Origin of the sequence: Streptomyces sp. NPDC057002 (genome assembly GCF_042673825.1) — a bacterium.
Taxonomy (GTDB): Bacteria; Actinomycetota; Actinomycetes; order Streptomycetales; family Streptomycetaceae; genus Streptomyces.
This window is the reverse complement of record NZ_JBHURZ010000001.1, coordinates 946,268-961,204: the sequence shown is the minus strand read 5'-3', so window position 1 is coordinate 961,204 and position 14,937 is coordinate 946,268. Positions and strand designations below refer to the sequence as shown.

At 68.5% G+C, this 14,937-nt stretch carries 12 protein-coding genes and 1 pseudogene; 2 read left to right on the top strand and 11 right to left on the bottom strand.

All coding sequences use genetic code 11. The features are described 5' to 3' along the window. The first annotated feature begins 220 nt into the window (after positions 1 to 220). The gene (locus ACFT32_RS04350; protein ID WP_382487032.1) at positions 221 to 1,426 is read left to right on the top strand and encodes an MFS transporter; all 1,206 of its coding nucleotides are present in this window, start codon (positions 221 to 223) and stop codon (positions 1,424 to 1,426) included. An 83-nt stretch (positions 1,427 to 1,509) separates the two neighbouring features. Here the strand turns inward: ACFT32_RS04350 and ACFT32_RS04345 are convergent, their stop codons facing one another. The 11 genes and pseudogenes from ACFT32_RS04345 to ACFT32_RS04295 all read right to left on the bottom strand — a co-directional run bounded on the left by ACFT32_RS04345 (position 1,510) and on the right by ACFT32_RS04295 (position 14,336). Beyond that, positions 1,510 to 2,616 carry a sensor histidine kinase gene (locus ACFT32_RS04345; protein WP_382485696.1) on the bottom strand — a complete coding sequence of 369 codons (1,107 nt, stop codon included), beginning with the start codon at positions 2,614 to 2,616 and terminating at the stop codon, positions 1,510 to 1,512. 23 nt (positions 2,617 to 2,639) lie between these two features. Next, positions 2,640 to 3,344: a response regulator transcription factor gene (locus ACFT32_RS04340; RefSeq protein ID WP_382485694.1), complete on the bottom strand. Its 705-nt coding sequence runs from the start codon at positions 3,342 to 3,344 to the stop codon at positions 2,640 to 2,642. Then, complete coding sequence (locus ACFT32_RS04335; RefSeq protein ID WP_382485691.1) at positions 3,313 to 5,385, bottom strand: glycosyltransferase; 2,073 nt, start codon at positions 5,383 to 5,385, stop codon at positions 3,313 to 3,315. Before ACFT32_RS04335 ends, ACFT32_RS04340 begins: the two co-directional genes overlap by 32 nt. A gap of 86 nt (positions 5,386 to 5,471) precedes the next feature. After that, positions 5,472 to 6,143, bottom strand: coding sequence for a DUF998 domain-containing protein (locus ACFT32_RS04330; protein ID WP_382485689.1), 672 nt, complete (start codon positions 6,141 to 6,143; stop codon positions 5,472 to 5,474). Positions 6,144 to 6,209: 66 nt separating this feature from the next. After that, a complete protein-coding gene (locus ACFT32_RS04325) occupies positions 6,210 to 6,344 on the bottom strand; it encodes a hypothetical protein (RefSeq protein WP_382485686.1) in 135 nt (44 codons plus the stop codon). A 332-nt stretch (positions 6,345 to 6,676) separates the two neighbouring features. Continuing rightward, positions 6,677 to 7,778, bottom strand: a pseudogene (locus ACFT32_RS04320) (PP2C family protein-serine/threonine phosphatase); the annotation flags it as partial. Between the two features lie 49 nt (positions 7,779 to 7,827). Further along, positions 7,828 to 8,202, bottom strand: coding sequence for a winged helix-turn-helix transcriptional regulator (locus ACFT32_RS04315; RefSeq protein ID WP_382485684.1), 375 nt, complete (start codon positions 8,200 to 8,202; stop codon positions 7,828 to 7,830). A gap of 48 nt (positions 8,203 to 8,250) precedes the next feature. After that, the gene (locus ACFT32_RS04310) at positions 8,251 to 9,612 is read right to left on the bottom strand and encodes a DUF3533 domain-containing protein (RefSeq protein ID WP_382485681.1); all 1,362 of its coding nucleotides are present in this window, start codon (positions 9,610 to 9,612) and stop codon (positions 8,251 to 8,253) included. Between the two features lie 135 nt (positions 9,613 to 9,747). Further along, positions 9,748 to 10,203, bottom strand: a complete 456-nt coding sequence (locus ACFT32_RS04305) for a MarR family winged helix-turn-helix transcriptional regulator (protein ID WP_382485680.1) — start codon at positions 10,201 to 10,203, stop codon at positions 9,748 to 9,750. 313 nt (positions 10,204 to 10,516) lie between these two features. Then, the gene (locus tag ACFT32_RS04300) at positions 10,517 to 12,355 is read right to left on the bottom strand and encodes a putative nucleotidyltransferase substrate binding domain-containing protein (RefSeq protein ID WP_382485677.1); all 1,839 of its coding nucleotides are present in this window, start codon (positions 12,353 to 12,355) and stop codon (positions 10,517 to 10,519) included. A gap of 115 nt (positions 12,356 to 12,470) precedes the next feature. After that, positions 12,471 to 14,336, bottom strand: a complete 1,866-nt coding sequence (locus ACFT32_RS04295; protein WP_382487030.1) for an APC family permease — start codon at positions 14,334 to 14,336, stop codon at positions 12,471 to 12,473. Between the two features lie 177 nt (positions 14,337 to 14,513). Here ACFT32_RS04295 and ACFT32_RS04290 point away from each other — a divergent pair, with 177 nt between their 5' ends. Further along, positions 14,514 to 14,639 carry a hypothetical protein gene (locus tag ACFT32_RS04290; protein ID WP_382485674.1) on the top strand — a complete coding sequence of 42 codons (126 nt, stop codon included), beginning with the start codon at positions 14,514 to 14,516 and terminating at the stop codon, positions 14,637 to 14,639. The last annotated feature ends 298 nt before the right edge of the window (positions 14,640 to 14,937 follow it).

Genomic DNA, 14,937 nt, shown 5'->3' with positions numbered 1-14,937 from the left:
CCCGCGGGCGACGCTGACGGCGCCACAGAGGAGTTCTGCCTTGTCCGCGTTACCGTGCGACGCCATAGGCGTCCCACACCGCCCCACGCTCGCGCGGGGCCCCCAGGCTGCCGGCCTCTGTGAGTCATGCCGGCACAGGTGCTGAGCCGCACCGGATCTCCGGTGCACCACCTTCCGAAATGGAGCCGCACGTGACCGCCAGTTCTGACCACCGCTCGCCATCACGAAGACGCTACACGGTCCTGATCATCGCGAGCGCAGTGCTCTTCATCGACGGGTACGACCTCTTCGCCCTCGGCACGGGGGACCCTCGCTGCTTCAGTACGAGGAGTGGGGGGTCACCCCGAGCGCCCTTGGCACCTTGGGCAGCGTCACGGCGATGGGTATGCCCATCGGCTCGATACTCGCCGGGTGGATGGGCGACCGGTACGGCAGGCGCCGCCCGCTGGTGCTGTTCCTCAGCGTGATCTCGTCGGCCATGCTGCTGGCTGCCCTGGCTCCGAACCTCGCCACCTTTGCTGTCGCCAGGGTGCTCACGGGCCTTGGCTTCGGCGCACTGGCCCCGCTTGTCGCGGCGCTGGTCGCCGATCACGCCCCTGCCAAGCGACGAGCCCTGTACATCGCGTCAAGCATGTCCGCCATCGGAATCGGAGGCGCGACCTCGGCTCTGCTCGGCAGGCTCCTGCTGCCTCAGACCCCCTTCCAGTGGATATTCGCCGTGGGTGCGCTGCCCCTGCTTCTGGTGCCGGTCGTCTGGCGGCTGCTGCCCGTATCCGCGAACACGAGCATCGCGTCGGGCGCCGAGCGTGCCCGGGCCCGCGAACTCGTCGCTCCCGGACGCCGGTGGGCCACGCTCGTCCTGTGCCTGGCCACCTTCTTGTCCTTTGCACTCATCTACAGCACCAACACCTGGCTGCCGACGGTCATGATCCGCTCCGGATACGACTTGACCTCGGCGATGGAGTTCTACATCGCATTCGCTCTCGGCGCCGGCATCGGGGCCACCAGCCTGTCCCTCCTCGGGGACAAGGGCCATCTTCGCTCCGTGACCGTCTGCGGATTCCTGGTCGGTGCGGCAGCCCTCCTGGCTCTGAGCACCCAGCAGCCACGGGTCCTGCTTCTGCTCCTCTGCGCTCTGGCGGGAGCGGGCTCCCTGGGCACGCAGGCCCTCGTGGTCGCCTGCATGGCATCGCACTACCCGCCCGCGGTGCGTGCCACGGGAATGGGGCTCACCCTCGGACTGGGCCGGGCCGGGGCCATCGTCGGTCCGCTGTATCTGTCCGCGGTAACCGCAATGATCACATCACCGAAAGCCGGCTTCTACGCCTTCGCGGTCCCGGCTGTGCTGGGAGCACTGGCCATCTTCATCCTGCCGCGCAGCCGCGATGTCGGCGCCGCGCGCGCTGCCCAAGCCGCCCTGTCCTGAAGGGCCCGGGGGACTTGGCCTTGCCGAGCGGGCGGGGGCGCTGCCCCGCCCGCTCAACTGCGGGGCTCGCGCTCTGAGGCGTGTCACTCCTCCTGGGCGGGCTCCAGGGGCAGGCGCAGGGCGAACAATGCTCCCTTGCCCGGACCCGGGGATTCCGCGGTGAGGTCTCCGCCGTGTGCTCGGGCGATGCCGCGGGCGATGGTCAGACCGATTCCACTTCCGCCGGCGGCTGCGGAGCGGCCGGGATGTTCCAGACGTTCGAAGCGGTGGAAAATCCGCTCGAGGTCATGTTCGGCGATCCCGATGCCGTCGTCCATGATGCGCACCACGGCGTGCCCGACGGGCTGTGGGCCGTGTTGTACGGACACGGCCACATGCCCGTACGGATCACACGCGGCCAGCGCGTTGCCGAGCAGGTTCACCAGGACCTGGGTGATCCGGTCCGGGTCGCAGAAAGCGACGACGGGCGTGTCCGCGTTGGCGATGAGGACGACGCCCTGGTCCTCGAACTGGGGGCGCAGCCGCTCGACGGTGGCCCGTGCCAGTAGGGCCACGTCGCTGGGCTTCCGGTGCAGTGCGAAGGCGCCCTCCTCAAGCCGGGACAGGCTGGAGAGGTCGCTCGCCAGGCGTTGCAGCCGGTCCAGGTCGTCGGCGAGGGAGGCGAACATCGCGTCGTCGGGGACGAAGATTCCGTCGGCCATGCCCTCGATCTGGCCGCGGAGGATGGTGATGGGGGTCCGCATTTCGTGGGCGACCTCGGACACCAGGCGGGCACGACGGCGCTCGGTGTCGGCGAGGTTTGCCGCCAGTCTGTTCACGTCCTCGACGAGTGCCGCCAGTCCCGGTTCGTTGGGAAGTTCGAGGACGTCGTCGTAGTGTCCCTCGGCGAGCCGGTGTGTGGCGGCGCGCACTGTGTCGAGCGGGCGCAGCAGAAACCGGGACATGGCGATGGCCGCGAGGAAGGCCGCGACCAGGCCCAGGAACAGGCCGCCCTGCAGGATCACATCGGGCTCGACATCCCTGAGCCCGAGATGGGATTCGACCACCCAGTTGGTGGTGCCCATGCCCCACATCGCGATGAAGAGCACCATGACGTGGGAGAGCACCAGACGGCTGCGGAGCGAGAGACGGGACTGGAGTCGACGCAGCCGCGCACGCCATCCGCGGATCGGGGCGCCGGAGAGCCACATGCGCGAGTGTCCTTCCTGGCCTGCTAGGCGGGCTGCCCGATGAACCGGTAGCCGATGGTGCGGACGGTGCCCACGAACCGGGGCGCGCTCGCGTCGTCGCCCAGCGCGCGCCGAAGCGTACGGATATGTACGTCCACGACGCGCTCGTCGCCGAAGAAATCCTCACCCCACACCTGGGCCAGCAGTCCACGCCGAGTGAAGACTCGCCCGGGAACCCGGGCCATCGCGAACAGGAGGTTGAAGTCGAGGGCGGACAGTTCTACGGCCCGGTCGGCGTCGAGGACGACGGTCCGTGTCCCCGGATCGACGCGCAGTCCGTCGAAGCGAAGGACCTGGCTGTCGTGGGGCGGCTCGGACCGGCTGTCGGTGCGACGGAGGATTGCTTGCACGCGCAGTGCCAGTTCGCGGGGGCTGAACGGCTTGGTGACGTAGTCGTCGCTGCCGGTCGTGAAGCCGATCAGCCGGTCTACCTCCTCGTCGCGGGCGGTGAGAAGGATCACTGGGATCCGGCTCGTCTCCCGGATGCGGCGCAGGACCTGGAATCCATCCAGCCCCGGAAGCATCACATCCAGTACCACGAGGTCCGGTCGGTCGCGGGTGACGGCCCGCAAGGCCGTTGGACCGTCACCGGCTTCGACGACGTTGAACCCGTCCGCCTCCAGGTAGCCGCGTACGGTCATGCGGATTTTGGGTTCGTCATCGACGACCAGAACGCGCTGCGTGCTCATCGTTCTCGCTTTCCGTCGCCGAGGTGGGAAGAGGGAGGGCTGTCGTGGCCGCGGGGTGACCGGCGACGTGGAGGTAGAGGGCCTCGAATGTGGTCAGGGTATGACGGATGTCGTGGCCGGCGACGATCTGTCGCCCGGCCTCGCCCATCCGGCGCCGGGCCGCAGGGTCTTCGAGCAGCTCCGTGAGGCGGTCGGCCAGGGCACGCACGTCGCCGGGTGGGAACAGCCAACCGTTGAGGCCGGGGTGGACCAGGTGCGGCAATGCCATCGCGTCGGCCGCTACGACGGGTTTGCCCGCGGCCATGGCCTCCATGGTGACCAGGCTCTGCAACTCCGCGGTACCCGGCATACAGAACACATCGCAGCGGGCGTAGGCGTCCAGTACCTCCTGGTCGCTGACGAGGCCGTGGAAATCGACCCGGTGCCGGATACCGAGTTCGTCCGCCAGCTCCTCCAGCTCGCGGCGGCAGGAGCCGTCACCCACGATCCCGCCCCGCACGTCCAGGTGCTCGGGCAGGAGCGCCAGCGCGCGCAGCAGTTGGTGGACCTGCTTCTCCTCGTCGAGTCGGCCCACGAAAAGTACGCGTGTGCCCGGCTCGTCATCGGTCCTGGCCGGTTGTGAGAAGCGTTCCAGGTCGAGTCCGCAGGAGACGGCCTGGGCAGGGGCGGCGAGGCCATTGTCGTGCAGGAGTCGCACCGCCCTGGGTGTGGGCGCGGTGACTACGCGGGCACGGCGGAACACACGCGTCAGGTCGCGCCACGCGAACCGGCAGGCCGCGTCCGTGAGCCGGGCCGGAAGCCGGGTGTAGCCCAGCAGGTTCTCCGGCATGAAGTGATTCGTGGCCACGACCGGAGTCCCCTGCCGCTGCGCTGCGGCCGCCAGGCTGCGACAGACGGCGAAGTGGGACTGGATGTGCACGACATCGGGCTCGATCTCCTTCAGCAACCGGGTCGCGGGCCGGGTGACCTGCCACGGCAGGCAGACACGGAAGGAGGGGTGGAACGGCGTGCGGTGGGATGCCAGCCGGTGCACGGTGATCCCCTGCTCCACGTCGGTCCCGGCACCGGCCTCCGTCGCCGGGCAGACGACATGGACGTCGTGCCCACGGCCGCTGAGCCCTTGGGCCAGCCGATGGGCGAAGTTCGCCGCTCCGTTGAGGTCCGGCGGGAAGGTGTCGGCGCCGATCATGATGACCTGGCGGTCGGGACGGGGTTCGTGCATGACGTACTCCTGACGTGATGAGGACCGGCCGTGTGTACGCCGGCCAGGGGAGGGGCGGTGAGAAGGGGTGGAACGGGAGAGGCACAGCACGCCCGCGCAGGCGAGCGTCCAGCAGGCCAACCCGGTGACGGCGCTGACGGGCGACAAGCCGGGGGCTTCGCCGAGCACGCCGATTCCGAGGACCACGGCGACGAACGGGTCGACCACCGTCAGGCAGGCGACCGTGACCTCCGGCGGGCCGGTGGCCAGGGAGTCCTGAGACAGCCGGAAGCCCGCAAGGCCGGCCAGCGCCAGTCCGCCGAGGGTGCCGCACAGCGCCGCGCTCACTCCGTACGACGTGAACTCCTCGCCCGCGGCCCGCATCAGCACGGGCAGGCAGCCGTAGGCGATTCCGGCACCGACGGCCTGCACCAGGCATCGGCTCGGGCCTCGGAGCAGGAGCGCGAGTCCACCGCAGCCGAGGACGGCCGGCAACACGAGCAGCCCCGCCCACAACTGGGCCGTCGCTGTGACCTGCGTGGTTTCCGTGCCGAGCACGGCGACTACCGTGAACAGGCTGGTTCCGGTGACCACAGCGGCGAGCGCGAGCCCCGTGGCCGCGCTGAGCGGAGTCCGGCGTGCCCGTAGTCCCCACACCGTACTCACGACGACAGCGGTCACTCCGAGTGGCTGGACGACGGTGACCGGAGCCAGCCAGAGGGCGCTGACGTGCAGCGCCGTGGCCGCCGCCAGCAGAGCCAGTCCTGTCAGCCAACGGGGATGCCGGACGACGACCCGCAGCGGCGTGCGCCGGACCTCGTCGTCCGGACGCGACCGCATGGCTTCGTGTTGGAGCCACGCGCCCGCCGCGTAACAGCACGCGCCCAGTACGGCCAGGACGACAGCGAGCGCGAGCCTCACCGGGCCTAGACCCGCAGGGCGTTCGCCACGGCCAGCAGCAGCGCCATGTCCAGCCCCAGAGCAGCGCGTTCGGTCAGCCCGAGCAGCCCGGCGGCCCGTGCCCTTGCCGGGGTGACGGGACGGGTCGCGCTCACATGAGTGCCGAAGAAGAGGAGCACGGCCACGGAACTCGCGCAGGACAGCCGACGAATCCGTTGTGCTCGTTCGCGCAGTTGAGGATGACGGCACAGATGTCGGGCCACCAGCCAGCCGGCGGCGGGGATCGCGACGAGCGAGGACCCCGCCGCGTAACGGTGGACCAGTCCGGCCGGCGACGAGGCACCGTCTCTTGGATCGGTTGAAAAGACGGCACTGATGAGGAGTCCGGCGCACCCCACGCCCAAGGCCGTCGGTGCGGCGGTACCGAGCGGCGGCCGACTGTGCAGCAGACCCGCGAGCAATGCCGCCGACCCCGCCGCCGCGGCCCCGACGCATGCGCTGAACAGGCGCGCGGTTGTCTCATCCAGTGCGTAGTCGCTGAGCGTCTGCCGCACCGGGTCCACCTGTTCGGCCCACCCCAGGTGAAGGAGCGCGCCCAGGGCGACGGCACCGGACAGTGTGGTCTGAGCGGCTGTGGTCAGCTGCCGCAGAGCAGGGTGGTCGGTCGTGGCGGGCGGTGGAAGGAGGAACGCGTGCATGACCGTCAGGCAACAGCTGCCTCATAAGGCACGTACCACTGCGCACATGAAGCTTCCGTGAAGCCGCTAGTACCCGAAGTCAGGCGGCAGGACGGAAATCCCGGCGTGCAGCGTGAACAGCGCGCTGAAGCAGAGGACCCAGGCCTCGAGGGATGCGACGGTATCCGTGATGATGTCGTGGAGGGCGGTCCCGCGGTCCATGAACATCTCACCAATGCTCAGTCAACACGTTGGTCGCGCCCTACCGGTTTCTCGCCGAGGACCAGGTGGTGCACGGGCCTACACCTTCAACGCCGTGGTCACCGAGCGGTGGCGTAATCGGCACGTCCTGCTGCTGGGCGACGCCGCGAAGCTCGCCTGGAAGGTTGACGCGGTGTGGCACGGCCGGGCCGGAGCGACGCTGCTCGACACCTACGACCACTGCGCCGTTTCTGGTCAAGCCGGACCGCTACGTCGCGGCCGTCATGGGCCCCGATGACTTCCCCGCCGTCGCCTGCCGACGACCACGGCACCGGTTCAGCGATGTGGTGACCTACCGACAGGACGGCGATGTCGTCGTGCTGTTCGGCGTGTCCGGCGAACGCCCGGGCGTCGTCGCGCAGTGTCTGCGCCAGTTCACCCGGGGAGAGGGCGAGATGCTCCGTGACGCGGGCCTCAAGGGGGTAGAAGCTGCCGTCTGTGCTGCGGGTCTCGGTGAGCCCGTCGGTTGTCAGCAACAGCGTCGTGCCGGGTGGGAAGTCGAACCAGCCGACCGTTACGGGTTCGACTGCGAGGTCGGCGAGGCCCAGGGGGACTCCGGAGTCGAGGACAGGTGTGGTGACGGTGCCGTCGTGCAGCAACTGGGGCAGAACATGACCGCAGTTGATGACCTGGGCCACCGTCTCCGCCCCGATGTTGACGATCAGGACCATCACGAATCGTTCGTCTTCGCCGGTCTGCTCCGCGTAGGAGTTGTGCCGGACGACGGAGGCGTCCAGGGCGTCTACGAGCGCGGTCAGGGTGGGCTCCCGGTACGCGTCCTCACGAAAGGCCCCGATGACGGCGAACGCGGCACCCACCGCTGCCAAACCCTTGCCCTGGACGTCCCCGATCAGCACCCGAGTGCCCCAGGGAGATTCGACGACGTCGTAGATGTCGCCGCCGACGAGCCGGTCCTCCTGCAGGGGCTCGTAAGACCCCGTGGACCAGCACATCGTCAGTGAGCAGCGGCAGTGGGTGCAGGATGTGGCGTTGCATGGCCGCGGCGGTGGAGCGCAACCGCACCATCTCCTGCTCGCGGTGGATACGCCGATGACAGGCGTACACGGAGGTCGCGCCCAAGGCGAGGAAGAGCAGCACCGTCAGGATCCGGTCGAGCCAGGTCTGTCCTTCGCCGTACCGCGCCAGCACGCCGACACTGACGACGAGCGCGCTCCAGCCGGCGACGAAGCTCGTCTGACGCACCGTGCACAGCGCGGCTGCCGTGCTCGGCAGGAACACCAGCAGTCCGAACAGCAGCACCGTCGACTCCGACAGAACACCGAGCAACACCACCAGGACGGTCACCGACATGACGGCCATCACGACCTCGGCGTCGCGGGGAGGCTCGATCGCTTCGCCGGCGTGCGGGGGTCTCTTCTGGCGCGTAATGGGCATGGGTACTCCGGGACATATGGTGACTGACCTGCAGACTAGGCAGAAGCTGTCAGGAGGCAGCCGCGCCCCGCCGAGCCGCGTCCCCGACTGCGTACGGCGGCAGGTGTTCCTGCGCCCAGACCCCCAGCGCGGCAAGCGGGATGAGGAAGGCCTTGCCGTGATCGGTGAGCGCGTAGCGTGAGCGTGGCCCTCGGCCGGGGCACACGGTTCGTACGACGAGGCCGGCGTCGGCCAGTTCACGAAGGCGCTCCGAGAGGAGTCTGTCGCTGATGCCGGGCACCTGCTCACGAGTCCGGCCGAAGCTTGCTGGGCCTTTGGCGAGAGCGGCCAGGATCAGTACGCTCCAGCGTTTGCCGAGCAGGACACTTGCCTTGGCCAACGCCTCGGTGAGGGGTGGGACTTCCGATCCCTGGAGGGCAGTCATAGTGGTCTCCACTAAAGGGAAGTTCATGCCGCCGGCACGGGCCTGAGGTCACGCGGACGTTGTGTCTTCCACGTGAGTCGGCTTGTTCTCGTGGTGGAGGAAGTGCCGCAACCGGGTGAGGGTATGGGGCTGGATCCGGTGCCAGCCCTTGTGGTCGTAGAACCACGTCACGGCGAATCCGGTGACCAGGCTGGCGACAAGGCCGACGCCCAGGGTGATCCAGGCGCGTCCAAGTCCAGCGGTGGCCTGTGCGTCGAAGTACATGATGGCGCGGGTGCCGTCGGTCAAGGCGCGCTGGGGTTCGAACTGGGCGAGCCACTGCCAGAATTCGGGCATCGCCTCCAATGGGATCGCGCCGCCCGAGGTGGGGATGGCTGCCGCGATGAAGAAGATCATCGCGGCGACGACGCCGGGCCCGCCCAGGGCGGTCAGCACCACCAACGTGCCGATGCCCACGGCCGAGACGGCTGCCGTGCCGAACACCCACAACAGCAGCGAGTGAGGCAGGTCGAGGTGGAGGGCGAACGTGGACACCGCGAGAATCGCAGCCGAGACGACGGCCGAAGTGGCAACCATGATGAGGCACTTGGCGAGCAACGTCTGGCGACGGTTGATGTGCTGCGGCAGGGTCAGCTGACGCTTGGGGCCGATCTCGTTCGCGCTGAAGCCGAGCGCGGAGTCGGTCATGTTGTGGATGAGGTTGGCGCCGAGGAAGCCGGACATCATCAGGAGGAGAGCGTAGAAGAACGCGGTCATCCCCTGCCCCGTACGGCCGCCCAGATGCACTCCCGCCTTCGCGGTGACGGTGACGGGGTCCTTGACCAGAACCTGGTTGGCGGCCGGGACCTTGGCGCCCGCCTTCTCGGCCTGCTGGAGGATTCCCGCGGTGACGCCGGACGACGCTCCGCGTATCGCGCTCTCGGCGATCTGTTCGCCCATGGAGGCGGCCATGGATCCGGCACCGTGGTTGGTCAGGACCGTGACCGAGGGCCGCACCGGCTGGGTGCCCATGAGGCTGAGCAGTTTCGCGCTGTAGTCCTTGGGCAGGACAGCGGCGGCGAACAGCTCATTGCGTCCCAGGGCGTCCTTCACCTCGTCGAGAGAGGAGAAGGTTTTCCACTTCACCTTCTGGTGGGGTTTCTGATCCTGTGTGGTGATGCCGGTCACGACCTGTCGGCCGATGTTCTGGTGGTCACCCTTCATGGGGGTGGCGCCCTTGTCGAGGCTGACCAGGCCGATCGGTGCGTCGCGCAGGTCCGCGCCAGGGTTCGCCACGCTGCCGTTGAAGAGCACCGTGATGAGGCTGAGCGCGACAGTGAGCAGGCCGACCGGGATGAGCCACACCCGGGGCGCGCGCAGTACGCGCAGGGCGGTGACGGCTATGGGGTGGCCGGAGGGTGCGGAAGGCATGTGTCGTTTCCCGTCGTGGACCGTATGACTCTAGGAGCATAGCTCTAATCCTAGAGGTAATGCTTCCGACGGGTGGAGACATGGTGAACTTTTTAATCTGCCTGGCCTGGAGGCCGTGTCCCGGCACCTGCGGGGTTACGGCGCCTGGGTGAGGGTGCGTGCGAGCTCCCAGAGCTCGGGGAGTGCGGCGCTGATGCGCTGTGCGGCCTGGGGTGGCAGTTGATCAAGCGCTTCCGTGATCGCCTTGTTGAGGCCCTCGTTGACCTCGCTGCTGGCCGTGATCATCTTCCCTGTGGGGTAGAGCTCCGCGAAGCGTCGGTCGTGGGTGCTGGGCCGACGGTCGATGAAGCCGTCGCGGCTGAGTTGCGTCACCAGAGTGCTGACGTTGTTGGGCTGCATGCTCAGTGCGGCCGCGACCTCGCGGACGCTGATGCCCGGCTGCCCGTCGACCAGGCGCAGTACCTCCACCTGGGCGAGCGGGCGAGGTGACTGGCCGGTCGGGGGCGCTTGGCGCTGGTTCAGTGCGCGGTGAAGCGTCCATACGAGACGGACGAGATCGCCGGGAAGCTGCTCGGTCTGTTGCTCACTCACCGTCCCAGCTTACCTCTACGTCTAGAGCTTCATAGGGGCTTCAGGCAACCGGGTGTGCCCCGAGAGCGAGCGCCGAGGCCGGAGACCGAACGCGATCAGCGCAGCGGGCTGGCGGTTGCCGTGCAGCGCGCCAGGGTGGCCCGAGAGATGTACGACGTTGTCTGCCACAATCTGTCCGTCATGATCGCGCATCGTTGATGCCGGAGCGTACGCCACCGATGTCACCCCTCACCGCAGCAAGGAAGCTCTGTAGGCGCGGTCGGCGAGGATGGGGATGCCCTGGCGTTCGCAGATCCGGCTGATCCGGTCCCTGTTATCTTTCGGGCATGATGAACCGTGCCATGTTGCCCATGCGGCGCTGGCTGCTGGTGACCACGCGGGTCGCCTCGGCGAGGATCGCGCGGTCGACCGGGGTGAGGTGTTCCGGGCGGACCACGTCGGTCGGAGTCCGGTCGGCCGTCGCCTGCTCCATCTGCCAGGCGAGTCTGATGCCCTGAACCGCGTCGAAGGCGTCGGCGAGGGCGGTGGCGTCGGGCTCGGTGAGCATGTCGGAGCCGCTTGCCGCCAGGAGCCGCTCGTCCGTCGGCAGCGCCGTCGAGCCCACGCTGAGGGCGGCCCAGCGCGCGACGTTGGCGATCGGGAGGAGGAACTGGGCCTTCAGGTCGATCTTCTTCCTGCGCCACGGGGCCGGGCGGCTGCTCTGTGCGATCGATGCCGAAAGCAGCATGGACATCGTTCGCGGGTGCATCCGCAAGTCACCGAATACCCGGGTGACTTGGGGCAGTCCGCGATCGCCGTGTATCGGGCGGCCGTCGACGAGCAGGCAGGTCATGATGACGGCGTCGTCGACTTCGGGCGCGGTGATCCAGTCCCGCCCGGCCCGGGCCCAGTCCGCGTGGGTCCGCGCGAACTTGGAGTTCACCGGGCTGACCCCGTGCCGGTCGTGCGCGAGGCCGGCCTGTTCCAGCACCTCGGCGATCTTCAGGAACATGGGCCGATACTTGGCGATCTCGCCGGCGTCGAGGGCGTTGTCGAAGGAAGCCGCCGCGTCTATGTCCGAAGACAGCAGGGCCTCTCGACGCCCGTTGCTGCCCAAGGAGAGCCAGGTGAACGCGTCGGGGCTCAGGTCCGGATACTGCTCCGAGACGAGCTCGATGGTCCGCCGTACGGCGGCGTCGATGACGGCCGAGTGAACCGTGATGATCCGGCTCGGGGCCAGCCCCCTGGCCATGAGGCCGGTCAGCATGCCGGGCACGGAGCGGTAGCGGTCCTTGAGGTCGTCGACCGTCTCGGCGCGGTGGATCTGCTCGTGCAGAGAGGCTCCGGCGGTGGTCGACGAGACGACGAAGTCGCGCGAGGCGACGGCACCCCGGAGTCCGCCGGCGCGGTCCGTGACGAGGACGACGTCGCCGTGGGATTCGAGCACGGTGATGAGGGCCTCGGCGGCGGAGGAGCCCAGACGTATGGACGGCGGGTCGGTCTGCATCGCGGTGCTCACTTCGCCGGTGACCGGCGACGCCGAGGCGATGGCCCGCCGGATGTCGGCATCGGTGAGGAGGCCGTAGCCACCGTTCTCCTGGCGTACGGCAGCATAGGGCAGTCCCGTCTTCTCCATCCTGGCCGCCGCCTCGGCGATGGTGGTCGTCGGTTCGACCAGCAGTGGCGCGGTCACGATCAGGTCGTCGACGAGGGTGTAGGTCGGGATGGCGCCGTGCGCCATCATCCGGCGGCTCGTGCCGATTTCTCGCGCCAGCAGTTGAGCGCCGTGACGCGTCGCGAAGACCGGATCGACCAGGTCGGGGTCGAGGTGTACGACGACGGCGTCACCGGATGCCGCGACTCGTGGCCCCACCGCCTCGCCGAGCAGGGTCGCGACGTAGCCGAACATCTCGGTCGGGCCGAGGTGGTAGGCGGGCAGTTCCCGGATCCGGTCGGGGTTCGTCCAGACGGAGACCCGGCCGTGCCACACCACGTAGAGGCCACGCTCGGGCTGCACGAAGGCGTCGAGGATCACCTCGCCCGTGCCGTAGGGCGTCACCGTGGCCCGCTCGGCTGCCCGGGCCAGGCGCTTCGCGTCGAGGGTGTCGAGCGGCGGGCAGAGCCTCAGGAACTCCACCAGCGCATCGATGTCGACCGGATGGACAAAATTCATCGGGGGTTCCTTGGGTCGAGCGTCTGGCCGGTGAGTAACGGCCGGGCGGCCCCGCAATCTCGCGGGGCCGCCCGGCCTCACCAACGTGGGGGGCCGTGGAGCGGGGCCGCTCCGGTCAGGGTGCCGCCGCGGCTGCGGTCTTCTGCTCCGCCTGTTGCTGTGCCAGTACTTGGCTGAGCTCCTCCGTCGGGCCGCCCGACCGCACCGCCCAGACGAAGCTGCCGACGGCGATGAGTGCCATGACGATCAGGTCGGTCGGACCGTCGAGAGCAGGAGTCTCCATCGGGCCGTACTCGCCGAGGTAGGAGATGAACAGCATCGCGAGGAAGGTGCCGACGATCCACAGGCCGCTGCGCACATGGCGCCGCCCCTCGGCCGTACTCACCGCGTAGAGCCCGGCCATGAAGGCGACGACGGCCACGGTCATCGCTGTGAAGTACACGGGGAAGCTCCACCCGTCGGCCGCCTGCTTCTGGTCGCGGTTGAACAGCCATCCGCCGCCGATCGCGATGAGGATCCAGGCGACGCTGAACACCCCGGACACCACCCAGCTGCCCAGGGGCTTGCTCCAGCCGTTCCGCACGCTGTTGTACGCGCCGTAGATCGGCAGGGCGAGGAACACGATCGTGAACAGGTTGATCAGGGAGACCCAGCCCGCGAAGTAGATGAGCATCAGGCTGGCGACGAATCCCGCGATCGCCCAGAAGTATGCCCACTTGACGCGTACGGGCCGGTGCATGTCGGGTGCGGTGCGACGGAGGACCATCATCACCGGGCCGCCCATGACGTACGACAGCGTGAGCGCGACAGACACCTGGGAGACGAACGAGTACCAGCTCGGCGCCGGGAAGAAAAAGAAGAAGCCGAGCAGGGTGCACACCAGGAGTCCGACGATCGGCGTGCCGTACTTGTTGATTTTCTGTGCGCCCTTGGGCAGCTCACCGTTGACCGACATCGAGTACACCGAGCGCGCGCCGATGCCCAGCCACACCCAGCCGGTCGCCGCCGGTGACAGGGCCGCGTCAGTGAGCAGAATCGTCGCGAACCATGCGAAGCCGGCTGCCGTGACGGCGTTGAGGAGCGGGGCCGACGCCCAGCCGCTCGTCATCAGGCCGGCCCAGTCGCCGGGAGCGACATTCGCGTCACTCCAGTTGACGGCGCCGAGGAAGCCGACCTGCAGAACGACGTAGATCACGAGCGGGATCAACAGGCCGCCGACGATCATCGCGATCGGGATGTTGCGCTGCGGGTTGACCGCCTCACCGCCGAAATCGAGGATCTGCCGTAGCCCCGAGTAGGCGAACACGATGCCGCCGCCCGCCAGGGCGCCGAAGATCGCGCCGGAGCCCTGCGGCGCGAACCCGCCGCCGATCGTGAAGTTGGCCGACGAGAAGGCCGTGAACATCAGGACGGCGGTCACGATCGGGATGACGAGCTTCCACACCGTGACCCACTTGTTCGACTCGCTGAGCAGCTTGGCGCCCATCGAGTTGAGGAAGAAGAAGACGAACAGCAGGCCGAACCCGACGATGATGCCCGTGGGCCACGACAGCACCATCGTGCCGCCGCTCTCGGAGAGCCAGCCCAGTTGCGGCCAGTGGCCACCGACATAGGTGATGACCGCCTGGACCTCGATCACCGGCAGGGAGAGCGCGGCGATCAGATAGCCCCAGCCGTTGAAGAAGGAGAGGAACGCGCCGTGCGTCAGCCGGGGGTAGCGGACCCCGGCACCCGATCTCGGCAGCATCGTGCCGAGCTCCATCCAGGTGACGCCGATGACGGCGAAGAACACCGCACCGAGAACCCAGGTGATGATCGAGGCCGGTCCCGCGATGCTGGCGGCGGCGAGTGTGGCCAGCAGCCAGCCGGACCCGATCTGGACGCTCACGGCCAGAGCGATCAGCCCGAAGAGGCTGATCTGTTTCTTCAGATGTGCGTCGCTGGCTTCATACGCGCCCTCGACCGGCACCGATTCCTGCATGTCTGTCACAGTGACTCCTCTGTCCATGGTGCGAGGTGCCGAGCGGGATGCGGCCGGTGCGGCGGAGATCCTGAGCACCCTTCCATGCGCTGCTTGTCAGACAATCTGCGGGCAAGTTAGGCTCCCGGAAAGGGAAGGTCAACAGGCGCGGCAGAATCTGTTGCAGATCGTCGGACAATGCCGGGCGCAGGCGGCGTGGAGCAGGTCGGGGCGTCCGCGGCGACGGCGGGCCCGCCGCTGGAGCCGCTGGCGGCCCGTTCCCTGTCCCAGGCGTTGGCGGTCTGCGGGGTGGTCAGACCGTAGGCGAACTCGTGTTGTGGGTCTTGCTACCGCCGCCACCGGTGGAGCCTGGCGGTCATCCCGCGTCGAGTGGGAGTGCTGGGCCGCGTACGACGTGGAGGAGCCGCGCAAGCAGATGTTCCGCGACCGGCCCTCGCCTGATCGCAACCCACCGGCGCACTCCCGGTCACGTCGCTCTCAAGCTGAGCGGTCAGGGGGGGCGGCGCTGATCACCGGAGCCTGCGTCCACCACCCGATCCAGTTCGCTCGCCCTCCATCAGCTCCTGCGTCGACATGGACTTCGGAGTAGTCCGAGTCCTCA